At 54.2% G+C, this 24,925-nt stretch carries 24 protein-coding genes; 12 read left to right on the forward strand and 12 right to left on the reverse strand.

Translation table 11 applies throughout. From position 1 onward, the window contains the following. Window positions 1-311: 311 nt before the first annotated feature. From KP814_RS21515 to KP814_RS21525, 3 genes are all read right to left on the reverse strand, one after another. On the reverse strand, window positions 312-680 hold the full coding sequence (locus KP814_RS21515; RefSeq protein WP_216738701.1) for a hypothetical protein: 369 nt from the start codon (window positions 678-680) through the stop codon (window positions 312-314). A gap of 101 nt (window positions 681-781) precedes the next feature. After that, entirely contained in the window at window positions 782-1,228 is a 447-nt protein-coding gene (locus KP814_RS21520) for a hypothetical protein (RefSeq protein ID WP_216738702.1), read from the reverse strand. 45 nt (window positions 1,229-1,273) lie between these two features. Further along, entirely contained in the window at window positions 1,274-1,747 is a 474-nt protein-coding gene (locus KP814_RS21525) for a hypothetical protein (protein ID WP_216738703.1), read from the reverse strand. A gap of 306 nt (window positions 1,748-2,053) precedes the next feature. On the opposite strand from KP814_RS21525, the gene KP814_RS21530 reads away from it, so the two are divergent. Genes KP814_RS21530 through KP814_RS21565 form a run of 8 tightly spaced genes read left to right on the forward strand, consistent with a single transcriptional unit; the run spans window position 2,054 to window position 13,469 of the window. After that, on the forward strand, window positions 2,054-2,410 hold the full coding sequence (locus KP814_RS21530) for an STAS domain-containing protein (protein ID WP_216738704.1): 357 nt from the start codon (window positions 2,054-2,056) through the stop codon (window positions 2,408-2,410). After that, the gene (locus tag KP814_RS21535) at window positions 2,407-3,243 is read left to right on the forward strand and encodes an OmpA family protein (protein ID WP_216738705.1); all 837 of its coding nucleotides are present in this window, start codon (window positions 2,407-2,409) and stop codon (window positions 3,241-3,243) included. Before KP814_RS21530 ends, KP814_RS21535 begins: the two co-directional genes overlap by 4 nt. 18 nt (window positions 3,244-3,261) lie before the next feature. After that, entirely contained in the window at window positions 3,262-5,439 is a 2,178-nt protein-coding gene (locus tag KP814_RS21540) for an SLBB domain-containing protein (RefSeq protein WP_216738706.1), read from the forward strand. Then, window positions 5,439-6,137 (forward strand): hypothetical protein, encoded by a 699-nt coding sequence (locus tag KP814_RS21545; RefSeq protein ID WP_216738707.1) that lies wholly within the window; start codon window positions 5,439-5,441, stop codon window positions 6,135-6,137. The genes KP814_RS21540 and KP814_RS21545 overlap by 1 nt, the downstream gene beginning before the upstream one ends. A gap of 10 nt (window positions 6,138-6,147) precedes the next feature. After that, window positions 6,148-6,963 (forward strand): phosphate/phosphite/phosphonate ABC transporter substrate-binding protein, encoded by an 816-nt coding sequence (locus KP814_RS21550; protein ID WP_216738708.1) that lies wholly within the window; start codon window positions 6,148-6,150, stop codon window positions 6,961-6,963. 32 nt (window positions 6,964-6,995) lie between these two features. Beyond that, a complete protein-coding gene (locus tag KP814_RS21555; RefSeq protein ID WP_216738709.1) occupies window positions 6,996-10,472 on the forward strand; it encodes a PAS domain S-box protein in 3,477 nt (1,158 codons plus the stop codon). Further along, window positions 10,450-12,009 (forward strand): SpoIIE family protein phosphatase, encoded by a 1,560-nt coding sequence (locus tag KP814_RS21560; RefSeq protein ID WP_216738710.1) that lies wholly within the window; start codon window positions 10,450-10,452, stop codon window positions 12,007-12,009. The genes KP814_RS21555 and KP814_RS21560 overlap by 23 nt, the downstream gene beginning before the upstream one ends. Before the next feature lie 53 nt (window positions 12,010-12,062). Continuing rightward, window positions 12,063-13,469 carry a sigma-54-dependent transcriptional regulator gene (locus KP814_RS21565; protein ID WP_371824075.1) on the forward strand — a complete coding sequence of 469 codons (1,407 nt, stop codon included), beginning with the start codon at window positions 12,063-12,065 and terminating at the stop codon, window positions 13,467-13,469. A 6-nt stretch (window positions 13,470-13,475) separates the two neighbouring features. Here KP814_RS21565 and KP814_RS21570 read toward each other — a convergent pair whose 3' ends face one another. The 5 genes from KP814_RS21570 to KP814_RS21590 form a co-directional block, all read right to left on the reverse strand. Then, entirely contained in the window at window positions 13,476-14,048 is a 573-nt protein-coding gene (locus KP814_RS21570) for a hypothetical protein (protein WP_216738712.1), read from the reverse strand. 114 nt (window positions 14,049-14,162) lie between these two features. Continuing rightward, window positions 14,163-14,453 carry a hypothetical protein gene (locus KP814_RS21575; protein ID WP_216738713.1) on the reverse strand — a complete coding sequence of 97 codons (291 nt, stop codon included), beginning with the start codon at window positions 14,451-14,453 and terminating at the stop codon, window positions 14,163-14,165. Between the two features lie 85 nt (window positions 14,454-14,538). Continuing rightward, entirely contained in the window at window positions 14,539-14,832 is a 294-nt protein-coding gene (locus KP814_RS21580) for a hypothetical protein (RefSeq protein WP_216738714.1), read from the reverse strand. A gap of 126 nt (window positions 14,833-14,958) precedes the next feature. Then, entirely contained in the window at window positions 14,959-15,276 is a 318-nt protein-coding gene (locus KP814_RS21585; RefSeq protein ID WP_216738715.1) for a hypothetical protein, read from the reverse strand. Window positions 15,277-15,555: 279 nt separating this feature from the next. After that, window positions 15,556-15,972 carry a hypothetical protein gene (locus KP814_RS21590; RefSeq protein ID WP_216738716.1) on the reverse strand — a complete coding sequence of 139 codons (417 nt, stop codon included), beginning with the start codon at window positions 15,970-15,972 and terminating at the stop codon, window positions 15,556-15,558. A gap of 888 nt (window positions 15,973-16,860) precedes the next feature. Here KP814_RS21590 and KP814_RS21595 point away from each other — a divergent pair. Then, the gene (locus KP814_RS21595; protein WP_216738717.1) at window positions 16,861-18,837 is read left to right on the forward strand and encodes a diguanylate cyclase domain-containing protein; all 1,977 of its coding nucleotides are present in this window, start codon (window positions 16,861-16,863) and stop codon (window positions 18,835-18,837) included. Between the two features lie 98 nt (window positions 18,838-18,935). Here KP814_RS21595 and KP814_RS21600 read toward each other — a convergent pair whose 3' ends face one another. Continuing rightward, entirely contained in the window at window positions 18,936-19,118 is a 183-nt protein-coding gene (locus KP814_RS21600; RefSeq protein ID WP_216738718.1) for a hypothetical protein, read from the reverse strand. Between the two features lie 189 nt (window positions 19,119-19,307). Here KP814_RS21600 and KP814_RS21605 point away from each other — a divergent pair, with 189 nt between their 5' ends. Then, on the forward strand, window positions 19,308-20,297 hold the full coding sequence (locus KP814_RS21605; RefSeq protein WP_216738719.1) for a substrate-binding domain-containing protein: 990 nt from the start codon (window positions 19,308-19,310) through the stop codon (window positions 20,295-20,297). A 36-nt stretch (window positions 20,298-20,333) separates the two neighbouring features. On the opposite strand, the gene KP814_RS21610 is transcribed toward KP814_RS21605, so the two are convergent. Next, a complete protein-coding gene (locus KP814_RS21610) occupies window positions 20,334-21,296 on the reverse strand; it encodes an AraC family transcriptional regulator (protein WP_216738720.1) in 963 nt (320 codons plus the stop codon). 140 nt (window positions 21,297-21,436) lie between these two features. On the opposite strand from KP814_RS21610, the gene KP814_RS21615 reads away from it, so the two are divergent. Beyond that, the gene (locus KP814_RS21615; RefSeq protein ID WP_216738721.1) at window positions 21,437-22,270 is read left to right on the forward strand and encodes an oxidoreductase; all 834 of its coding nucleotides are present in this window, start codon (window positions 21,437-21,439) and stop codon (window positions 22,268-22,270) included. Between the two features lie 175 nt (window positions 22,271-22,445). On the opposite strand, the gene KP814_RS21620 is transcribed toward KP814_RS21615, so the two are convergent. Then, window positions 22,446-23,333: a DUF481 domain-containing protein gene (locus tag KP814_RS21620; RefSeq protein ID WP_216738722.1), complete on the reverse strand. Its 888-nt coding sequence runs from the start codon at window positions 23,331-23,333 to the stop codon at window positions 22,446-22,448. Window positions 23,334-23,473: 140 nt separating this feature from the next. Next, on the reverse strand, window positions 23,474-24,013 hold the full coding sequence (locus KP814_RS21625) for a YcjF family protein (RefSeq protein ID WP_127971198.1): 540 nt from the start codon (window positions 24,011-24,013) through the stop codon (window positions 23,474-23,476). Between the two features lie 535 nt (window positions 24,014-24,548). Here KP814_RS21625 and KP814_RS21630 point away from each other — a divergent pair. After that, complete coding sequence (locus KP814_RS21630; protein ID WP_011396807.1) at window positions 24,549-24,722, forward strand: hypothetical protein; 174 nt, start codon at window positions 24,549-24,551, stop codon at window positions 24,720-24,722. Window positions 24,723-24,925 lie beyond the last annotated feature (203 nt).

A 24,925-nucleotide genomic window follows, 5' to 3' on the forward strand; every position in this document is an offset into this window, starting at 1 on the left:
GACGATACGCGCGGACAGCTCATCAAGGCCAGAGTATTACAACTCGCAAACAGGCCGGATATACGGCAGCAACCTACCTTGTTATCAAAGTCTGAAGCCCTTGCAAAACAGGAGGAGACCATATACGGAAAAGCGAAGCGCCTTCCGACATGCAGAGCTGAATGGCCACACTAGTTGTAACAGGCCCAGACATAACTTCTGTTGGCGAACGAGCTGAATGATTAATATAAGGCAGGGTATACGTTCCCATAAATTTCACATGTACAAAGCATTGCCGACTTGTGCAGGCAGTACGGCAGGAATACTTTTCCTTAGCTCACCACAGCCAATTCACCATCATTAATATCATGTAGATCAACGTCAGTTAAAATAGTCCCAGATAAGTCGGATTTTTTAAAACTCATTTCAAACAAGATTACCTCTTCATACGAGTCTGCTATCACGTACCTCTTTTCTCCGCTTTCCTCATCAATGAAGACATTTGACTCTAAGGGCCTTCTGGGATTTTTTTTAGCAACTATCGCAATCCGCCAGTAATCACCGTCATCTATAGTTTCAGGGTATGTTTTTTCAAAAAACCAGGCTGGAATATCGCTCTTGGGATGCTTCTGGAGGAATTCACCAATGAATTTTTCTATTGCAGCTTCAACAGCAGGATTATCTTCAAGCTTTTTACGCACAAACCACTTCCATTAAAATCTCAAATACCTACATGGCCACTGCATCTACTCAGCCACCTTACAACGATCCCTGAGCCTACTTTTATTTATCCGCCTATTCATTAACCATCACTTTCGACCCAGTCCGCAATGCGCTCATTTTCCTTCAGGTTCTCTCTCAAGTAATAGTAAACCGTATCCATGTTTACCACGATATCCAGCGCTGCGATGATGATGGAGGCACCATCATCCGTTGAAAACTCAAATACCTCAAAATATCCATTTACCTTTTTTTCCTGCAGTACTCTCAGCGCCTTACTTTCTTCGACCAAGGAGAAAGCAGCGGTAATGTGAGGATCGCTGCCCCAGGAAGGCGTCCCGGAAAAGTATGCGACATCTAAAAATTTAATCTCGAGTTGATGATAATAAGAGAAGTCCTTGCTACCCAGAATTATCAACTCGTTAGCATTAAAGCTGAAAACTTCGAAGTCGAACCAGACGGAATTAGCCGTGGCGTTATTTACGGCATCAACCCTACTTTTAAGCCGCGCATTATTCATCAGCTTCACACTATGATTTTGTGACCAGTTAAACCGCCTCGCCCGCAGCAAAAACTACCGGCTTTCGTAATGCATCAGCATTTGATTAAACAGTTCTGTATCTTCTTCACTGAGTTCGTTTTCGGTATCTGCAAGCAATCCAGAGATCATGTGGTATTCCAATTCGTTGCGGATACGGCCTCGTTTACGTATGCCTGCTATTTTCGTCCAGTATCTGTAACGCAATGCAGAGAGTGTGATCAGGCCATTCGCACTCAAGTCGGCGTCGACCTGCTGCAAGGTTTCTGCGTCTACGTCCAAAGTGTCCTCTATGATGTCCTTGATCGCTTCCCGTAATCCCGTTAGTGCGGCAGCTGCGCCAAACTCGTCCAGGGTGCTGTCCAGCGCGTGGGACGGGTGAACGGGGTCTTCGGGGGGAATATCTTCATAGACCGTGCTGAAATAGTCTAGAAACTGGCTGAGTTCTATAAACTCCTTCTGCTTAGGAGGAGAAAGTCTGCGTATCTTTTTCTCCAGTTCGTCGGTCATTTGTTCCGCCTTTTTTCAGCACATTCGGACGTTTCATCTTAATCGCAGGGTGAGTTTCGAGCTACTTCTCATGAAACGAAGTTCCGCGCACCATAGCCACTCAGGCGTACTTTTTTCTGGTTTCAAGTCACAACGAACGCCGTATCAAGGCCCCCAAAATCTTCGCAATCCGCAACTGCAAAAAGCGAATTAGCTCGTTCCCACTTCTGATGCCACCCATTAACCAATTGTTTTTATTGCAAAAATAATCTGGCACAGGGGTTGCTCCTAGTCTTGTGAGTTTTATCACTACGACCTGGGGACGTTATGAACATCACTGAATATTCTTGCAACGATTATCTCGTCATCGCGCTGGATGGGACTTTTGACGCTAATGCGGTGCAGCATTGCCGCGAGCAGTTGGAGGAGTCGGCTTTGAATCATGTTGGCGGAGTCGCTTTTGATTTGAGCGATGTGTCTTTCATGGATTCTTCCGGCATCGGCGCGTTGGTTTTTATCTATAAGCAGCTGCACGCCAACCGTCGGCAGATGGCGCTGGTGGGGTTGCAGGGGCAGCCGCAGCGGTTGGCGACGTTGTTGCGGATCGACCGCACCATTCTGTCTTTTGACACCATGAAAAGCTTTATCGCCTTGCAGCAACCTGCGCAGGAGCAGCGGGCATGAGACGCGCCCGTCTGCTGATCCTGGGAGCGGGTCTGTGCGCCCTCGCCGGCTGTCAGAGCTGGCCGGAGGAAGGCAAAGGCGGCGCGGCGGAAATCCGCAGCGGCGAGGTGCAGCGTTATCATCAGATCAGTTTCAAGCCGGATCAGGACAGTCTCGCCAAACAGGCCCAGTTGGAAAAGCTGGAGCTGGATGCGCTGACTTTGCTGGGGGGAGACTATTGCATTCCCGCCCAGCTTAAAACGCTTAGACAACGCCTAAATCGCGCATTCAGAGAGCTGGATGCGGGGCTGTTGCCGGACGCTTACAACAGTCTGGCGATTCTGCACAAAGAGACGAAAAGCGCCAACGCCCAGCTGGCTTACCTCAACGAACACACCACCTGCGCGATCGCCGGCGACCATGATGGCTCTGACTCAACCTTGAACGGCTTTCCCATGCTGGTGCATTTTGATGTAAACCAGTCGGAATTGTCAGAGGGATATCAGGGCTATCTCACCCGTTTATCCGCTTACCTGCTGGGAGACGACTCTGTCTCTATCGAACTGATTGGACACACGGACCAGCGTGGCGAAAACGACGCCAACCAGCGTCTGGCCCAGGCCCGCGCCAAGGCGGTTGCGGCGTTTCTGGCGCAACAAGGGGTGGCGCAGACGCGTATCCAGATCCGTGCCGAGGGCGAAGAACAGACGTTGTTGCAGGACGCGGACAGCCACTCCCATGGCTTCAATCGTCGGGTGGAAATCTACCTCAATCGCCAGCAACAACGCGGCGCAGTATCAACGCCCATTCCCCAGCGCGATTGGGAGTCCCATTTACAGGGACGCTACCTCTAAAACAGGACTAGGATCACTATGGCAAGTCAAACGCACCCTATCATCCCTCATTCGATCAGAACGTCTGAGCAAGGCGCTCGCCTGACGCGGTTGACTATTTGGCTGACGGCGCTGATCGGAATACTGCTGACTTGCCGCCATGTAAGCGCTGAAGAGACGACTGCTCCATTACAACCGGGCGATCAACTCTATCTGGGACTGACGGGAGAGCAGGCGTTCAATCGTAACTTCCCTGTGGATCGCGAGGGACGCATTCTGCTGCCGGAAGCCGGCCCGGTGAAAATCGCCGGACAATCGCTGAGCGCCGCGACGCAGATGATCCAGCTGGCGCTGGGACAGGTTTATCGGGATGTAGAGCGCCTGCAGGTGACTCTGGCGGAACGCAATCTCATCATTGACGTTTCCGGCTATGTGGAGAACCCCGGCAGCGTGCTGACGCCCATCGCCGGCGACGTGCAAACCGCCATTACCCTGGCGGGCGGACTGCTGCCCGGCGCGCAACTGGACCGCATGCAGATTCAACGGGGCGACGACATCATCTACTTCAGCTACAAGGCGTACCTGGACTCCGGCGACCGCTCCAGCCTGCCGCCACTGCGCTCTCTGGATCGCCTGTTTATTCCCGCTTCGCCGCTGATTGGCAATGTGCAGATCGACTTTGACGCGCAAACCCTGGCGGCCAGCGGCGACGCCAGCGACGACCGTCAGGCGGTGCGCATCTTCGGCGAAGTGAAAAGTCCGGGACGCTTCAATTACGAGCCGGACTACAGCGTCATCGACGCCATCATGCGCGCAGGTGGCGTGACCCGCTACGCCGCGGTCGAACAGATCAAAATCATCTCGGACAGCGCTCCATACAACTTCAATCTCAAGCGTTATCTGGAAAGCGGCGACGCGTCGCTGCTGCCGCAACTGAAGCCCAACTCCACCATTTTCGTGCCCATCCAGCAGGACGAAATCAAAGCCGGCGCTAATGTGGTCTACGTGATGGGCGAGGTGTTCAAACCCGGCGCCTTTGAAGGCAAGCCCGGCGCCACGCTGTTGGACATCATGGCCAACGCCGGCGGTCCCACTCGTTTCGCCGAATCGCGGCAGATCCGCATCCTCAAGGCCGACGGCGCGGTGATTCCCTTCGACCTGCAAGCCTATACGGAAGGCGTCAGTCGCGTCGCCCTGCCGGAAGTGGCGCCGGGAGACGCGGTTTTCGTGCCGGAAAAAACCGACGTCAACGAAGCCTCCTGGTTGAAAACGCCACCAGATCGCGCCGTGGAAATCATCGGACAGGTCTACAATCCCGGCCGCTTTGAATGGTCCGATGAAATGACCCTGATGGACCTGTTGGGACACGCCCAGGGCCCTACCGCCCGCGCCGATATCGCCAACATCAAAATCATGCGTCGCAGCGGTGATAAAGTCCTGTCCAGCACCTTCAACCTGGACCGCTTCATCAAATACGGCGGCGACCTGAGCGAGATTCCGCAACTCGACGCGGGAACCTCCGTGATCATTCCGGAACTGCCGCAAGATCCTTCGGATAACAAGGCGCAATGGGTACGTCAGGCGAAAGAGAATTCCATCTACATCATGGGTCAGGTGGGCGCTCCCGGCCGCTACATGTTCAATGAAGAGATGACCTTTCTCGACATTCTTTCCGCGGCGGACGGTCCCAATGGCTCCGCGGACATCCACAACATTCGCGTGGTGCATCGGGACGGCGCGCAGGCGCGCATTTCCAAGCTCAACCTGGCGCTTTACTTTGAAACCGGCGATCAGACCCTGTTGCCCGTGGTTAAGCCTGGCGACTCCATCTTCGTGCCGGAAAAAGACCGTAACTGGCTGGAGGAAAGCAAAGAGAACACCGTGAGAGTGCTGGGCTCCGTCAACAAACCCGGACGCTACCGCTTCAGCGACGACATGACCGTGCTGGACCTGCTGGCCCAGGCGGGCGGCGCCACCGCCAGCGCCTATATCGAGCGCATTGTGGTGGTGAATACCTCCTGCTGCGCCGACAGCGCCAGCAGCTTCGATCTGGAAAGCTTTGTGAAGGAGCCGGACATGAGCAAGCTGCCGGTGCTGCGCCCTGGCGACACGTTGTATATTCCAGATAAGTCCGACAGCCACTGGGCCACGCTCAGCAGCAGTCTGGAAGGCGTGTTCAAGATCATTTCCGTGGTTGGAATCATAGGAGCGCTGTGATGCCCGCTATCGAAAACTTTGTCGAGATCGAACATGTTTACGCGCAGACCCTGGGCAAGGGATTGCGCACTCTGGCGGTCGCCGCCGTCAACTCCGGGGACGGCTGCTCCACCCTCGCCTACGCCCTGGCCCGACGCCACAGCGCCTCAGGCCGGCAAACCCTGCTGGTGGACATGAACCTGTTCCGCCCCTCAGCCGATATCCACTTTCAACTGCCGCGCGCCGCCTGGTCGCTGGACAACGGCTCCAGCCACAGCGCCATCGCTGAGGCCGGGCAAAACATGCAGGTTTTAACTGCTACACTGAATTCATCGATCGGCTTCAGGGATACAGGACTCATCAGGAAAGTCATTCAGGATTGGGAAAGCCAAGTGGACGCCATTGTCTTCGACACCTCGCCGTTAAAGGCGGTGAACCATCAAAACATTCCAGCAGAGCTGATTTGCGCCGCCAGTCAGGCGTGCATTCTGATTGTGAAATCCGGCGCTACGACAGAAGCGGATCTGGAACACGCCTGCCATAAACTAAAATCCCATGATGCGCGCATTCTCGGCGCGGTGATGAACGACATCGAAAACCCCGGTCTCGCTGCGGAACTGAAACGGGAAATCAGCCGATTGGCGCGCCGCTTTCCCAACTTCGCCGCCAGACTGCGCCGCTGGGTTCAGTCCAGCCGTTTTTTGAACCTGCCGTTATAGGGAGACTTGCATGCGGACACTCGTCACCTTCCTCTGCCTGATCTACGTCGCACTCGTCAGCGTCAGCCTGAGCGCCGCCGAAACACAGGGATACGAGTTCGGTATCGTGCCGCAACAAAGCGCCGACAAACTGGCGCGGGCCTGGGGACCGGTACTCAAATACATCGAAAAAAGCAGCGGTGTGCGCCTGCTGTTCAAGACCGCGCCCAATATTCCCGAATTCGAATCGCGCCTGGGTCGCGGCCAATATCATTTCGCCTACATGAATCCCTACCACTTTGTCGTCTACAACAAATATCCCGGTTACCAGGCGGTGGTCCGGGAGAAAGACAAAATGATCAAAGGCATTATCGTGGTCGCTGCGGACAGTCCCGTCCAGGATCTCCAGAGCCTGCAGGGCGCCACGCTCGCTTTTCCCGCTCCGGCGGCGTTCGCCGCCAGCGTTCTGCCCCAGGCGATCCTGACGCGTCAGGGTATCCGTATTCACCCGCAATACGTGCTGACCCACGATTCCGTGTATCTCAACGTAATGCAGAAGCGCTTTGTCGCCGGCGGCGGCGTGATGCGCACCTTTAACGCCATGCCGGATGACGTCACCCGCAACCTGCGCATTCTTTGGACCACGCCAGCGTACACGCCTCACGCCATCGCCAGCGCTCCCGGCGTGCCGCCACAGGTGGTTAAGGCGGTGACGGAAACGCTGATCAGTATGGGCGACAGCGACCAGGGGCGCGCACTGTTGGAGCCTTTGAATATGCGCGGTTTCATTCCCGCCGCCAATGCCGACTGGGATGACATTCGCGCCTTACAGATTGATTTGCTATAGCGGCGACAGATGTAAAAAAGAGTGCTGAGACTATGTCCTTTCGATTGAAAACCATACTGGGCGTCGCGCTGATCGAAGCGGTCTTCATGTCGGTGCTGATCTTCAATTTTCTGCAGATCATGAACCAGTCCCACCTGAAGCAGGCGCAAGAGGAAGCCGCCCGTTTTGGCGTGCTGTTCAGCGCCGCCGCCACCGATGCGCTGTTGTCTTCGGATATCGCCACGTTGAACAGCATGGTGGCCGAGCTTCTGACCAGCCCCCATGTCACCTATGTGTCCATCCATGACAACAGCGGCGTCCTCAGCAGCGGCGGCGTGCGCCCTTCCCCCGACGACGAACTCAGCGGCACGTTGCAACAGATTCCCATCAAGGTGGGCGACGCGGTGTTCGGCAATGTAGAGCTGGGACTGGACGCCAGCGCCCTGGATGAAGCCTGGCGGCAGGCACGCGATCAGAGCATCCGCATTGCGATTATCGGCGTAGTGCTGGTGGCGCTGGTGTCCATGATGTTCGGCTCCTACCTGACCCGACAGCTGCAATTGATGCGCAGCGCCCTGCGTCGCCTGCAGGAAGGCGATTTCAGTCTGATTGAGGCCAATCCCGGACAGGATGAACTCGGCGAAACCATCAGCGCTTTTAACTTGATGAGCCGGGAGCTGGAAAGCGTGCATCAGGACATGCGTGAAAGCCTGGATCAAGCCCGGGCGCTGGCGCATAAGCTGCATTTCAGCGAGGCGCAATTGCGCGCCATTACTGACAACATGCTGGATGGCCTGATCACCTTGGACGCCGAAGGCAAAATTCGCTACATGAACCACGCCTCGGAAACGATGTTCGGCTACGCGATGAAAGAGCTTGAGGGACATCGGTACGACCTTATTATCGTCGACCAATTGCAGCGGGATCGCATCGAGGGCTTCCTCCTCAAACTGTCCCATCACCGCGCGCCGGCCCATGTCACGCGGCAGACCGACGAGTGGGGTTATCGCCGCGACGGCGGCCGCTTCCCCATCGACCTGATCATCAACGCCGCCGAAATAGACGGAGATCAGGTCGCCATCCTGACCTTCCGGGATTTATCCAAAATCAAAGAACTGAAGGAAATGGCGGACATCAACCTGGCGGTGAAAGAAGCTATGCTGGAGTGCTCCCTCAACGCCATTGTTTCCGTCAACGACGGCGGCAAAATCGTTGAGTTCAACCCTGCTGCGGAAGACATGTTCGGCTACTCCAGAGACGACGTCATGTTTCAGCCCGTCGCCAATTATCTGGTGCCGACCGCCCTGCGAGGCTCCTTTCAGGAACAGTTGGATCAGTTCAAGGCGACGGGGCGCTCACCCTTTTTGAATAAACGTCTGCAAGGGCAAGCCGAGCGCCGGGACGGGGTTAATTTCCCCATAGAGATATCCGTCACCGTGTCCAGACTGGCGGGTTGCTACATTTTYACCGCCATGCTGGAGGATATCTCCGAACGCCGTCAGGAACAGGAGTCCCTGCGTAACGCTATTGAGGAAGCGGACCGCGCCAATCACGCCAAGTCGGATTTCCTCGCCTCCATGAGCCACGAAATCCGCACGCCTCTCAACGTAGTGCTGGGCACCGTCGAGCTGTTAAAAGACACGCCCCTCACCCGGCATCAGCGCCACTATCTGCAATCCGCGGAAAGCGCAGGAAAGAATCTGCTGGAAATCATCAACGACGTGCTCGATCTGGCCAAAATTGAAGCAGGCAAACTGGAGCCTCATCTGGAGCCCTGCAACCTGGCCGCGAAGGTCGAGTATGTTACTCGCTTGCTGTCGCAAAGAGCCCACCAGAAAGGACTGTTCATTCAAAGTGTGATCGACGCTAATACACCCGCCAGCATTGTCACCGACAGCAGTTTCGTGCGTCAGGTTCTGGTCAACCTGATCGGCAACGCCATCAAATTCACTCAGCGCGGCGGCGTCAATATCATGGTATACGTCGCCCATCTGCACGGAGTCCAACATATTTGCATTGATGTCAGCGACACGGGTCCGGGGATCAGTGCGGAAGCTAAAAAGAAGATTTTTTCCGAGTTTTTCCAAGAGCATAGTCACAGAGACGGTACGGGATTGGGGCTAATGATTTCACGCCATATGGCGAACATCATTCACGGCGACATCACCCTGGCCAGCAAAGTCGGCTCCGGCTCCACATTCAGCCTGCAGCTTCCACTCACTAACGCCGCGCCGGCCACCGTCAATCACGCCAATCTGGACACCCTGGTCGCGCCGCTGCACGGGCATCGCATTATCATCGCCAGCGACAGCAGGGAGTGGCGGCGGGCCTTCCAATGGCAATTGCATCTATGGACCCTGGACAGCGTCTGCTGCCTGCATGAGGAAGACCTGCCCAAGCATCTCGACAGCGGTCTCAAGCTTATCGTATTGCTGGACATGGAGAACCCGCCGACCTGGATCGACGCTGCGTTTCAGGCGCCGGCTCTGACCCGTATCGCCGTCTATCGCCACGCCAACCAACCCAGAACGGAAGTGGAAGGCTGCTACGGCGTCCTGCATACGCCCGCGACCCGCAAACAAACGTTGCAGGCTCTGCTCGCCTGCGCCCTGGGACGGCCCATTGAGGCGCCGGAAAGCGCCGAGGCGGTTGAGTCGCGTCGCGATAATCTCTATGCGCCCTCGTCTTCCCAGTCCACAGAGACGAATCTGGGAGAGATTCTGGTGGTGGACGATAGCGACGCCAATTTGCTTATCGCCCGTTCGTTTCTGGAATACGCCGGCTTCCATGTCGACACTGCTCTCAGCGGCGAGGAGGCCATCGAGAAAACCGAAAGCAGCGCTTATGACCTGATCTTCATGGACATGCGTATGCCCGGCCTGAGCGGTCACGAAACCGTCGAAGTCATGCGCCGACGCGGACTCACCACGCCCATCGTGGCGCTCACCGCCCACGCCATGACCTCTGAGCGGGAAAGCTGCCTGGCCGGCGGCATGCAGGACTTCCTCACCAAGCCAGTGGACCGCGCGCGCCTGATTGAAATGGCCAGTCACTGGATCAGGAAAAGCGGCAAAAAGGCGTCTCCGCCAGCGCCGCTTTCCAGTCCGGCGTCACTTTTCAATCCAACGCCGCTTTCCGGTCCAGCGTCCACAAGCACGCCGCCAGCCGCCGAGTCTGGCGTCAACAATGCGCTGGTCAATCCCAAAGCCCTGGAGCAACTGCTCAACGACACCTCGGCGGACACCCTGAAACGCATGCTGGGGATTTTCTCCACTGAGCTGACCAAGCGGGTGGACGCCATGCAGGAACACCTTGGCGACCAGGATTACGAGCAGTTTGAAATCTGCGCCCATGCGCTGAAAAGCAGCTCGCAGACTTTCGGCGCACAGCGCATTCATCTGCACGCCAAAGCCATTGAAGAAGCCTGCAAAGCGCATAACTACACGGAGGCGGAGAACGAATACCTTTCCATGCGCCAACTGACCGACTCGACCTTAGAGGCGTTGAATGAACTCCACCCTTTTAACTAGCCATCCCGGCTACGACCGACTGTTCTACCAATCCCGCCCGGACCTCGCCGCCGTGGGCGCGGCGCGGGAATGCGCGGCCCGTTTTCTGCTGGGCAAAGGCGTCGCCAACCAGACCTGCGAGGACATGCAATTGCTGGTCGCGGAGTATTTCACCAATGTGGTGAAACATGACGCCCAGGCGGATTTTATTGCGCTGGATAAACGCAGCGGAGATGGGTTTGTCGATCTGCTGCTACTGGATAATGGCGCGGATCAATCCTCCCTGTTCGACGCCGATCGCAATATCGAGGATTTGTTATCGGAGAGTCCTTTGCATGAGAACGGCATGGGACTGACGCTGATTCGCAGTCTTGCGCCCCACGCGCGCTACCAGCGCATCCTCGGCAAAGACGGAGACTTCAACAGCTATTGCGTGCGCGTAAAACTGACTGGCGCAAAACCTCGCATCGCCGTGATCGACGACGATCTGACTCAGCTTCACCTGCTGCAGGCTTATCTGGCGGATGAATACGAGGTGACGACTCTGGAAGATCCCCGCGAAGCCGAAAAGGCGATCATCGAGCAACCGCCACAGCTGATTCTCTGCGACATCAACATGCCCCATCTCAACGGTCTGGATTTGCGTAAACGGCTGGCGGAACGCGCGGCCACTCGCATGATTCCGTTTATTTTCATGAGCGGATGCGCGCCCCAACAAGTGCAAAGCAGCGCCGCGCATCTATCCATTGACGGCTTTATCGAAAAGCCCATGACCAAGCAGCGGCTGCAGCAAACCGTCGCCCAAGTCATCAAACGCTCTCAGGATGTGAGAAATACCCTCAACGCCGAGCTGGACAACCGCGTGTCTTCCCTGCTGTGGTCGCCTATTCCCGAGCGCTTCAGTCGAATGCGGATTTCTTCCGGTTACCGCATCGCCGCCAGAGGCGGGGGCGATTTCATCTTCCATCGCGACAGCGGCGACGCCTTCACCCTGATTCTCGGGGATATCATGGGGCATGGTGAGCAGGCCAAGTTCTTCGCTCACGCCGCGGCGGGTTATCTGCATGGGCTCTGCCACGCCGCGCCTCAGTCCGCCTCACCGGGAAAGCTGCTGAATCAGCTGTCCCACTTCGTCGCCTCTTCGCCGCTGCTCGCCCGCACCGGACTTACCTGCCTGGTCATTCAGTTGCGACCGGGGAGCAACCGTCTCACCTTCGCCTCCGCAGGCCATCCAGAGCCCTGGTTGCTGGCGGATGGAGAACTGCGCTCTATCGCCTGTGGCGGCATGATGCTGGGCCTGGCGCATAATTACTCTTATGAAGAATGTGAGCTGGAACTACCGGAAGATTCCATATTCATTGGCTACACTGATGGATTAACAGAGCATGGAGAAGGCGCAGTGGAGGACCGGGAGAACGCCGTCCGCACGCTGCTCGCCGCCAACCTGAAGCAATTTCCCCAGGCCCCGGCGCAGACCCAGTTGGACGAAGCCTTACGCGCCGCCGGCTCCACGCTTGAGGACGATGCGACCCTGTTGCTGCTCAGAGCCAGCCCTTGAACGCTCACTCGTGGCGATGAGATGGATTCACCCATGACCCAATGGAAGCTGATGTGAAGAAACGGATATTGTTGATCGAAGACAGCCAGTCCCTGGCGTCCCTGTATCAAAGCTACCTGGAAGCGGGCGGCTACATGATCGTCACGGTGGAAACCGGTCGCGACGCCATCGTACAAATTTTGCGAGAGCCGCCGGACGTGGTGCTGCTGGACCTCAAGCTGCCGGACATGGACGGCATGGATATCCTCAAGCGCATCCAGCAGGATGACCTGCCCTGTACGGTGATCGTCATGACCGCCCACGGCTCCATCGACATCGCCGTCAACGCCATGCAATACGGGGCCTTCGATTTTCTGGTGAAGCCTTTCGACGCCCGCCGCCTGCAGGTCACCGTGAAGAACGCGCTGGCCAACAATAATCTGGTGAAGGAGGTGCAAGGCTATCGGGAGCAGTTCGCGCGCCGTCACTATGAAGGCTTCATCGGCGAATCATTGCCCATGCAAGGGGTGTATCGCATCATCGACTGCGCCGCTCCCAGCAACGCAACGGTGTTTATCACCGGCGAAAGCGGCGTCGGTAAAGAAGTGTGCGCCGAAGCGATCCATAATCGCAGTCCGCGCAAACCCGGTCCGTTCGTCCCCTTGAACTGCGGAGCCATTCCCAAAGACCTGATGGAAAGCGAGATATTCGGCCACGTCAAAGGCGCCTACACCGGCGCTCTGAACAACCGTGACGGCGCCGCCACTCAGGCCCACCGCGGCACCCTGTTTCTGGACGAAATCTGCGAGATGGATCTGGAACTGCAGACCAAACTGCTGCGCTTTATTCAAACCGGCACGTTTCAGCGGGTTGGCGGCTCACAACAGGAAACCGTAGACGTCAGATTTGTATGCGCCACCAACCGCGACCCCTTACAGGAGGTGCAGGCGGGACGTTTCCGGGAGGACCTGTACTACCGGCTCCACGTCATCCCTATCTATCTGCCGCCGCTCAGAGAACGGGAAACCGACATCAAACTGTTGATGGAAAGCTTTCTGCGGGAATACGCCAAACAGGAAAACAAACGCTTCACCCGCTTCTCGCCAGAAGCAGTCAATATCATGATGGCCCACAACTGGCCGGGCAATGTCCGAGAGCTGCAGAACGTTATCCGCAACATTGTCGTGCTCAACAACGATGAAGCCGTCACCCCGGACATGATCCCCTTTCACGCCGCCTCAAGGGCGTCGTCATCACCGCAGCGCCCCTCCGCGCCACAATTCGAACAGCCCTTATCCGCCGAACCAGGACAGGAAGACACCCCCATCAAACCACTATGGCTCATCGAAAAAGAAGCCATCGAACAAGCCATCGAACACTGCGGCGGCAACATCCCCAAAGCCGCAGCAATGCTGGACGTCAGCGCCTCCACGATCTATCGCAAAAAGGAAAAGTGGGAGCAGGAGCAGGCAATAACTTAATCTATTTCACAGACTCAACCCACCCCTGCCCCACTGTGCTCTATAACAGTCAGGGCTATACGAAAAGGGTTTGGGCAGGCCGAAGTCCCTCGCTGTTAATATCGTCACCAGGGGGCGGTATGGCAGCCGCTCCATGCGGTATCGTTTTCCTGCATGGACCTTGAACAGCAGGAGTTCGCGGATGTCTTTATTGAGTTCCAGCAACCTGTTTTGTAATTCACGTAGTCCAGGATTCCCGCTGACTTCGGAGCGGCCCACCCAAAACAGAAAATCTTCTTCCTCCGCCGGGGTCATGGCCTTGAAAATATATCCTTCGGTGCAATTAACCACCGCTACAAAACCAAGCACGCACGTGGGCGGACAGTAGCGCTCAAGCTCCAGTATCGGCGACTCCCCTAAAGCATGTCGAATAATGGTCTTCGCCAGCACCATTTGCCCTTTATCAAAGGGCTCCAGACGCACAGAGCTGCACATCTCAAAGGCCTTGAGGATTTCCTGCTGGCTATTGCCTTCCCCTTGCAGAAAGCGTATCCAGCCATACAGGTGGGAATAGGGAGACCGATGAACAGGGTTATCCATCTCAGTGCGCCAGAGTGCTGTATTCTTCTGGTTTACCATACCTGTCGGCGTTATGGTTTCTATCGATTGTCGGCATATGCTCATATCCTTATGGGTGTTGTCGCCGTGCAAGGCTTACCCGGTTTTCGCTCCATAATCAGCAAGCAATTCATCCAGCCTCTCCAGCTCAATCTCGACATAGCGATGGAAGTTCAGGTAGTCGTCACGTCCAATCAAAGAAGGCAGTAAACGGATAGCCCATTCACACTTTTTTGCTTGAAAGGTTAAGTTTTCCTGATGGCAAGCTACTTCCTGCAGCATTTTCAGACTTAGAAGCTTATTGGCGACACAATCCAGGATCGCGTTATACGGCGCCTCTCTGTTTCCGATTCGATTCCATTCTTCATCAACAAAGCGTTGCGGCATGTGTTCACCTTATGAGTTCATCCCTCTCCCTTAGACCATTCCGTATCCACACCGTCTATTTTTATACACCCCTGTTTAGCAACGCCTAACCTGCTTCACCATGACCTTCTTGCAACTCAGTTTCTATCTGTTGCAAAAGATAGGTCACACGCCCATAAAGCAAGTTACTCTCTCTGGCTTCGAGATGTATTTTTAAATTAGTCAGCTCGTTAATCGTTATGTCTATCAAATATATTTGTTTGTTGGACAGCTTTAACTTCTTTTTCATCCGCGCCAGCTGCTGTTGCTTGGCTTCAATCAGACCGACTTTTGTTGCGGAGGGAGTCGCTTCATCTCCTAGACTCAGGCCCCAATCAGCGTCAACCAATATCTCGGCCATACCCATTTCCCCGCACTTCTTAAGCCCTAATGACAAGTAGGACTTCGCCGGAAGTTCTTATCTTAAAATCCGGCATAATGTCGCCGTGCAGGCGCGTCTGTACGTCTGGTTATTACCCAATGAAAGTCATTCAAAGCAAAAGCCGTCCGACTCATTTCCTGGTTCTGATTCCCCGGTTTCAAGCAATCCATCCAGCTTTTCCAGTTCAACGTCCGCCAGAGAGAAATAGTGGGTAAAGTCAGCTTCTCCAATATGGCCCTTAAGATTATGCAGGCAGCTCTGACATGTCAGGATCTGACACATAATGTCGGGCATCTCTTCCGCCGCAACGGAGAGCTCACATAACTGGATCAACTTGCTGACAATCGTGTTGACCACTTGCTCCTGGGGAGTGTCGGCGCTTCCTGCTATGGCCCAATTAAAGTCGACATAAGGCTTAGTCATTATCGATATTCTTCAAGCGGAATTTAGCCAACAATTATAAATTTAGCTGATATTAAAGGGGCAGCGAGCCCGGGTTTATATTGATATGGCATAACAAAGCCTGCGATTGGGTTAAGGGCGCGCCTTTTGCTTATTCAGCCCCAGCCTTACGGACTTTAGGGAAAACAAAAATATAGGCTTTTTAAACTTCGGATATAGGTTTATCAGTGCGGCTATTCCTAAGGAGCCTCTGAAAAACGTCGACCTCAGAATTATTCAGCCCTATTTGCAAATGACGTATTAAGCGCTTTTTCGTACGCTTCTCTTGGCGGCATCCCGATTGGTGAGGCTTTCAACTTTAGCGATCAGTTGTTCCTGCACTTCTCCGAACTCAACTTTTGAAGGAAGAACTTTCCTTCCCATTTTTATCAGAGAAACCACCATTATCGCCCATGAAGTAAGGCTCAATGGAAGTCTATACACCTCGTAGTCCCCCGCCTCTCTGACAGTGATGACAGGAAGCACTCGCCTTCCTCCCGGAGTGGACTCAGCATTTAATCCTGCCTGCTCACACTCATATTTCGAGACCGCACAAAACGATACCTCCTCGACATCGAGAACAACGCCACTGATCCCCCGGCTGTAGTCAGCTCTTGGTATTGCAAGTTCCGGCAAAGCCAGCCAATCATCGACGGTTGTGACCAATGCGTCATACATAGAGAAGACTCCTTTTCTTCGAGTAACAAAGCAGGTCATAGGCACCGCTTACAACCACCACTTACAGTGAATAATAGGCTCAATCAGGAAGCTGCACAAAATATAACCATTCAAAAATTTACTACCTGATTATTCCGCTATACTTATAGCTGTATGTGAAGTGAAGCGGTCTCGCGAGCGCATTGTTAACCTCCTCGTTTGCGCCCCCGCGCTCGGCAAAGAGCCGTAATAACGACAACATAACCTCATGTAGCCCGCATAGGAGGCTTTCTCAGCCTCCTTTTTTACTTTATCGCCTTGAATGTGACGTTTTGAGATCCTGGACTATACTTAAAGTAGGGCTTACGTCCCCCCCCTGTTTCGAAAGCCATTTTACTTGAGCATTAGGAGGCCCGGACGCCTCCTCTTTCGTATTGAAAAACACCCCGGCCTAGCGTCAAGCGCAACGTATTACGAGATATGACCCTTGGGGTGCGACTACACCAACTAAGGGGAGGCAAGGACGCCTCATCGCAAATTTTCCATCACTGCGCTCAGCAACTTTTCAGAACTGTTCTATGCTTTCATATGTACTGATAAGTACGTGTTAACGAAATGGCATACCTTGGGGCTGCGCAGTGCGGCCCCTTTCTTTGACCATCAACGTTGACGCAAGCAAAGGTTAGCTTAGTCGGTGAAAAAACTTTTGAGATCTGCTCAGACAGCGGGAGGTAGGGACGCCTCTCCAGCTCATCAAATACGTGATCCCGTCAGGTTCAATACGCCTCGCACTTCCTCAAATGAAAGCAGACATATAGCTCATATCATCTATACTTTTACCTACACGGACTTACAAAAATTTGGGGCTTGATGGTGGAATCCTCTTCATGCGCCAAAGTCAGTATTTCTATGCGACTAGCCAACTTATGGAAGCTGCCGCTTCCCCATCTTCTCGCCGAGGCGGATCAGAGCGGCGATTGGATCAAGTGCAATACATTATGGCGCCAGTACTCTGGACTCTCTGCGGCCAGCTCTACCGGTATGAGATGGATCGAAGTCATCCACCAGGACGATATCTCAGCGGTTCAAAGAGGATGGCGAATCGGTATCGAAGCAAAAAGCCCTTTCGAGCTGACGATGCGCCTGCAACGTTCGTCAGACTCGTCATATCGATGGCATGTTTGTCATATCGTTCCTCTCGACGATGAGCTAGGCGAAATTCCTGGCTGGCTCGTCTCTTTCACAGATATTCATGGCGGCAAATCGCAACAAGAAGGTGATCACTCCTCCGTCGCCAAGCTACAAAGTGAAAGAGAAGTGCTGGCGACCTCCAATGACTATCTGCTCGAAGTATTGCGTGAATATCGCGAAACAGAAATCAGGCTGGAAAAAGCAACCGAAAAGCTAAACCAAATCGTTGAAACCCAGTCCCATCTGTCTCAAGCAGAAATAGACATGGCCGCCTTTACCCAGCTTGTGACCGACAAAATGCTGACTGTCACTCCGGCGACAGGGGCCATTATCGAGTTAATGGAAGGCGATGAAATGGTGTATCAAGCCGCAAGCGGCGCGGCCCATCAATTCGAAGGCATGAGGCTGAATTTACTCAATAGCCTGTCCGGCCTCTGCATCACTGACCGCAAAGCCCTTATCGCCGAAGACACCGCCACTGATCCCAGGGTGAACCATGAAGCGTGCAAAAAAATCGGAGCGGCCTCAATGGTGGTCACTCCCCTCTATGAAGAGGGTAACGTGGTGGGCGTACTAAAAATTATTTCCGACACGCCCTATGCCTTTGACGATGAAGATTTGAAAACGTTGGAAATGATGGCGGGCCTCATCGGCTCAGCCATTGGCCGCAAAATCAGGCTGCAGGAAAAGGAGGATTTATTACAGGCGAAGTCTCTGACGCTTATGCAGTTGGAGCAAGAAGTAGAGCAGCGGAAGCGGATTGAAGAGCGACTCAAAGCCAACGAAATGCGCACCCGGCGCATCATAGAAAGTTCTCATGAAGCCTTCGTCGCAATGGACGCAGGCGGCTTTATCACAGACTGGAATCTTAAAGCCGAGGAAACCTTTGTCTGGACTGCGACCGAGGCGATCGGGCGTAAATTATCAGACTTAATCATTCCGACCGGGCTCCGTGAAAGACATGAGCTTGGCATGCGCAAATTCATTGAAACCGGCCAGGGGATCGTTTTAGGAAAGCGCCTTGAACTGCTCGCTCTCAATAAAAAAGGCGAGAAGTTACCGGTAGAAATCACCATTTCCGCCATTTCGGTACGAGAAAAATGGCAGTTTTACGCCTTTCTGCATGATATCTCGGAAAGGAAACAGACAGAGCAAAAGCTACGTCATTTAGCTCAATACGACAGCCTCACCAGCCTGCCTAACCGCGCCTTATTCTATGACCGCCTCAATCAGGCTCTCGCGCGCTCCCATCGCAACGAAGCGCTGTTCGCCCTCATGTATCTGGATATCGACCGCTTCAAGTCGATCAACGACACTCACGGCCATGGCGTCGGCGACGAACTGCTGACCGCGTTCAGCAGCCGCATCCAGCTAATTATCAGAGAATCCGACACGCTGGCCCGACTGGGAGGAGATGAATTTGTCATCATTGTGGAGAACATTGGCGACCAGGGCGACGCAGAACACATCGCGCAGAAAATACTTTGGGCGATGAAGCAGGCGTTTCAACTCAATGAATTGAGCATCCAAGTGGGAACCAGTAATGGCGTCGCTCTACTACCCGCTCACGACGTGTCAGCGGACGATCTGGTCAGGATGGCGGATAAAGCGTTGTACTCGGCGAAGGAAGCAGGGAGGAATACCTACAGGGTATATGAAGAAACCGGTCAGGCGGCGGAAAAACCTCAACACTAATGCTTGACCGCCCCGTTAATGAGGAAGGCGGGAGAGTGTTCGTTGGCAGGCGCTGGGCTTCTACAATTTATGGCTATCAAAGTGAAGCGGTTCAACTATCACGCCTTACCATCCGGCCATTCATGCTTGATAACCATGTCAAGCTCGCGCCACAGCTCCTGAAGCAATTGTAATTGCTCCTCGCGTAATTTCTTATCCTTGTAATTAGCGGGCGGCTGCGCATCCAGGGCAAGGGTCAAGCGGTAAATATCGTCAATAATTGAGGATTGTTCCGACTTCATAGCCTTCTCCAAATCCGGATAACGATGACTCCCGGCAAGTCTTTCACGATCAGAGCGGCATTTCAACGGCTATTCAAAACGGGGACGATCTGAGCTTGCACCCGTCGGTTTCGCTAACGCCTTCTATAATGAGTTAAAGTGAGTGAGAACAAGCCTCACCGCAAACATTGAATTTTCGGGCGGAGCATTATGACGAGACAGCTTGCGCTCACCCTGGCCTTCTTCCTGTTTATCGCCGACAGTTCGGCGCAGGCTATGGTGATCGCAGTCATCGGGAAAACCAAGAACGACAGTTTTTATGTCGCGTCCTTTAACGGATGCCAGCGCTTTGCGGCGGCCTATCCTGATGTAACCTGCATTTATGATGGCCCCGCCGACTTCCAGGACCCCAGGTCGCAAGCCATGGTGGTGCAAAAAATTATCAGCCAGGGGGTCGATGGGCTGCTGATCTCAACCACGGATTCAGAGCATCTGGTAGAAAGAGCCCTGACCATCGCCAAATCAAAATCCATCCCAACGATTATGTTTGATTCGGATTTGCTGCCGGAGCACCGCAGTTACAGGATGGCTTACGTCGGCACGGACAACGTAAATTTTGGCAAAGCGCTGGGCGACTACGCCAAGAAATATAAACGTCCGACAGGCATCACGGAATTCTGTATCCAAAGCGGTCATCCGACCACGCCGAATCTGAATGAGCGTATCGAGGGCGTCCGTCTGGCGTTGAGTGAAACAACCTCTGCAAACTTCTCTAGCAAAACTGTGGGATGGAGGGAAAACAGCCGCTGCCCTCTCTATTCGGAGGGCAAGAGAGATACCGCCATCTTCCAACTGGAGCAAATGATAACGGCGTACAAACCTCCCCCCGTCATTATCGCCGTCGCGGGCTTTGCACAGTTCTCCCAGGACTACATTCCCCGCATCAAAAAATACGCGCCCAGAATAGCCAGCCATGAAGTTGTCATCATTTCCGCCGATACCGAGCCGTTACAACTCAAAGCCCTATCAGAAGGGCTGTCTACAGCGAATATCGGGCAAAGACCGTTTGAAATGGGCAGGCTGGGCGCAGAGCTTCTGTACCGCTATATCAAACATGGAGAGGCGCCCGAAAAAGAGTTTTATCATCTCGACTACCACTACTGCACGCCGGAAAACCTTGAGTCTTGTATTGTTGAGTAGGCTGGCCTCAGCGACACCATAAACAGCCTGCGCGAATCAATGAGACGACACGTAATCCGCTGACTGATGAGCGGGTGGAATGGCGAAGTGGGCTTTCATGCGTTTTATTTCTTCTGCAGGCGGCAGGCCGAACAGTCGCTTGAACTCGCGATTAAATTGCGAGGGGCTTTCGTAGCCCACCGCGTAACTCGCCGCTGACGCGGTCATCGCCTGGCGCACCATCAGCATTCTGGCTTGGTGCAGGCGTACGGATTTAACGTACTGCATAGGGGATTGCCGCGTCATGTTTTTGAAGTGGCTGTGAAAGGTGGGCGCGCTCATACCTGCTTCAGCGGCAAGCTGCGTCAGATTGAGCGACTGCGCATAATTACCATGAATGCTTTTTAGCACCCGGCTGATCTTGCCAAATTGTCCCTGCATGGCCAGGGCTGAGCGAATCACTCCGCCCTGCTCTCCCGTCAGGAAGTGAAAGTAAAGTTCACGGAGTAGCGACGGCCCCAGAACCGCTGCGTCGAGGGGGCGACTAAGCGCCTGCAGGAATCGTAATACTGACGCTTTCAACGCATGGTTCATGGGGCTGGAGATCATACTTTCCGGGGCGCTGACGCGACTCTCCCCCGCTCCATGATGCTCGATTTGCAGCATGAGTTCCGCGGCGACTTTGAAATCAAGATGGATATAGATAGCCAGGAGTGGATGTTCCGGAGAAGCGTCCGTTTCCATGGTGAACGGCACCGGCACTGACACCGCGAGATAGTGTTGCGCGTCGTAGATATAGCATTGATCGCCGAAGTAGCCCCGCTTGCATCCCTGACAGACCACCACGACGCCCGGGTCATAAAGCACCGGCGTGCGGGACAAAGGTCGATTGGAGCGCAGCAAACGCACATCGGGCAGCGGCGTCAGATTATAGCCCTCATCAGGCGCCAAGGTCTGAAGACGCTCGACTATCTGTTGTTGCAAAGTTTGAGGGGGCTCGTAGACATCGTCCTGATTCATTTATCGCTTTGCCACTCCACCATGATTTACTCACCACTCATAAGAATAGGCAATGATTTCATAGTATAAGGCCTAATTTCTATCTGGATGGCTCATTAATATGGCAATCCACGCTAACAAAAGATCTAAGGAGCTTAACCATGTCATCCTCAAAAACCCTATTGATTACCGGCGTCAGCAGCGGCTTTGGGCGAGCCCTGGCGCAACAGGCGCTGGAAGCGGGCCATAAAGTGGTGGGAACGGTACGCCAGCCAGACGACCTGATGGCGTTTGAAGCGCTGCACGCAAGCCGCGCATTTGGCCGCAGGCTTGACGTGACGGAGTGGGCATCCATTGACGCGGTGGTGGCGGAAATTGAATCGACAGTCGGCCCTATCGATGTCCTGGTTAATAACGCCGGCTATGGCCATGAGGGGTTGCTGGAGGAGTCCTCCATGGCGGACATCCGTCGCCAGTTCGACGTAAACGTATTTGGCGGCGTCGCCATGATTAAGGCGGTGCTGCCCGCTATGCGCCAACGTCGTCAAGGGCGCATCCTGAATATCACGTCCATGGGCGGTTATATTACGATGCCTGGCATCACCGACTACTGCGGCAGCAAGTTTGCCATGGTTGGCGTCTCCGAAGCGTTGGGTAAAGAACTGCGGCCATTCAATATCTTCGTCACGTCCGTGGCGCCGGGATCGTTTCGGACTGACTGGGCCGGTCGCTCAATGGTGCGCACTCCGCGCTCGATTGCGGATTACGACGCATCCTTTGATCCGATTAGAAAAGCGCGCCTGGAGAAAAGCGGTAAGCAGTTGGGAGATCCAATAAAAGCAGCGGCGGCGATACTGCGTGTGATAGACGCGGAGCAGCCGCCGGCGCATTTGCTGTTAGGCAGCGATGCGCTGGAACTGGTGAGAGAGCAACTGCAGGCGCTGCAGCGAGACATCGACGCCTGGGAATCGCTGACGCGCTCCACTGACGGCTGATCACGTTCTATTTGTACGACACGACAGGCTACTTGCCTGACGCATCAGGCTACCTACTTGGCGCACCAAGCTACCTACCTGACGCATCAGATTACTTGCCTGGCGCAACAGGACCTGCGCAAGTCATTGCAGATCAGGTCCTGTCCGTCATCTCCGTTTCAATGCGCCGCCGCCATCAAAACTTATAAGACAACGCCGAGGTGAGGTCCGCCTGTTTCTTATCCACGCCAAACTTGGGCTGGTTGTCGTAACTCACGTTGTAGCTGATGCTGACGGAGAGTCCATACGCCATGGGAACGGCGGCGCCGATCATGGAGCGGTAGCGATAGTCGTCGCTGTCTTCTTTATTCTGCGAGTAAATCACGCTCTGGGACAGACTCAGCGCTCCACCCATCAACGCGCAGTCAAAGGCTTCGTAGGCGCCGTAGCGCCAGCTTTCTTCGTGCGCATCTTCACCCGCCAGGATGGCGGTTTGCGAGTAGTCCTGGGACAGGTACACCGCGCCCGCCGCCGTGCTCAGCCGACAGGTCTTGGAGCGATAGGGATAAAATCCCGGCGCCAGAAACACCTCATGCTCTCTGTCCACCAGTTGTATTTCATCAGTGGAATAACGATAGCCCGCCAGCAGGTAATAGCGCTCGGAGAAATTGTACTGCCAGAAGTTGTCGCTGCTTTTCTTGTCCGATAACACCTGGGGACCGGTCTCGCTGCGTTGGATCTGGTTATAGGTCGAGATGATGTTCTTGGTTGTGGTCCAACTGGCTTCCAGCACATAGGTGCGGCTGTCGTAATCCGTCTGCCCTTTACTGGACGTAATGCTGGCGGAAGCGCCGATGGTCAGGGCGTCCGGCATATTCAGCATCTTCCTCAAGGGCGACTTTGTTTTGTCCTGGACGGACTGGGTTTTATCCTGGCCAGATTGGGTTTTATCCTGAGCGGACTGGGCTGTTGCAGTCGTCGTGGATGTTGAGGCGGACTCGTCAGCGACGACAAAAGACGAAAACATCAGGGCGAAGACTGGGAAAAAGACAGACAGAGAGGCGACGCCGGAGGAACTTTCCATTGTTTTTCTTTGCTCCAGAGAATACCAGGGAGACCTGCGCGCCGGGCGCGCGCAGGCATGTCCGCGGCGCGCGAATGCACGCCGGGATAATATGCGGTCAGAGTGAACGCGTCAGTTCGATAAAACGATCAGCGTCCGGCTTACGCCTTGGCGGTGGCCGTTTTAGCGGTCTTGTCGTCTTTGCCGAGATTTTCCGCGTAGGCTTTGCCCTTCTCCAGTTCTTCCGCGTAGAACGCGCGCACCGCTTCAGGGTCGAAGTTCAGGAAGTTGCCGCCTGACTCAAAGTGCTGGATGAACACCCGCGCCAGCGCATAAGTGGAGGCGCCCGCCATAATCGCCACGCTGGTGGAGCCCAACACGGTGCCGATAACCGGAATCACCTTGGTCAGGCTGGCCAGGCTCATACCAATAGGAACGGGAGCCGCAGAGCCGACCAGAGAAGCAATCAATGACTTACCGATGTCCTGGGAGAATTTGATCTCATAAGTCTTTGACATGCTGTGCAGCATTTTCAACTGCAGCGCCGTCAAACCGGCGAAATCAACTACAGGAATCGGCACCAGCCCTATGCCCATTGACCCCAGCACGTACTTTCTGGTCATTGCGCGCACGCCCGCCAAACGCTCTTCTACATTCACTTCCGTTTCTGTTGTGTCTTCTTTAGTTGCTGTTGCAGCCATACTGATGTTCCCATATTGATGATTATTAGACTTACGCAGGGTATATACGTCCGTAAAACATCAAATACAAATTCACGGGCGGTTATATATATCGTTACTATTTTATTTTCCGCCGCTGATAGCGATAGTAATAAAACAAACAACATATACAAAAAGAAGTCCTGGACCTCCGAAGTGTCCGTACTGAGACTAGTTCAATACCTATAGGCCCGCAAGTACTTTTTTTGTGCATTCGCGCCCTGTTTCAGCGCCGCCGTCGCTATATTTCAATTCTGCAAATCCCCTGTCATATAAGGCTTTCACGCCGGCCTCCCGATTTTTCGAATAACGCCCGCCAAACCGTCGCGCAAATGGGTCGCCAGGCCCTTCGCCAAGCCTGCGGCATTATTTTTAATTGCTTAATTGATATCGTCATAATTTGGGTCTACCATTTGACTGCAGCTGGAGTTAGCCCTACATGCTATAGCCGTTACTTAGGATTGAATCGTCTCTCCGCCGGGGAGAGAGAAAGGCATGGAAAAGGATCAGAATAATTATGCTTCACGTCCTGTTATATCTGCTTGTATGCTTATTTGTGGCGTTCCTTGGCAAAAATAAGAAGTTCGGCTTTACCTTAAACTTTTTTATTTCCTTTATATTCTCCCCCATCGTCGGCCTGATCGTCGTCTTCGCCCAGGCGGACAAGCACCTCGTCAAGACCTCGCCGTGATTCCCTCAATGGGCTTCATGGTCGTGTTTTCCAATATTTTTTCACCCCGGTGGCGTTAACGCGCCAGGCAATCACGCCGTCGTTATGAAGAAATATTAGAAGGCTTTACCGGAAGTAGCCTGAAGTCGTCCCGTGGCGTTTTGGCCGTGGGCCTCTATGCGGTAGGGAGGCGTGCGCCATGCGTCGGTTAAAAATAATAAATT

This window comes from Hahella sp. HN01, assembly GCF_018986435.1.
GTDB lineage: Bacteria > Pseudomonadota > Gammaproteobacteria > Pseudomonadales > Oleiphilaceae > Hahella.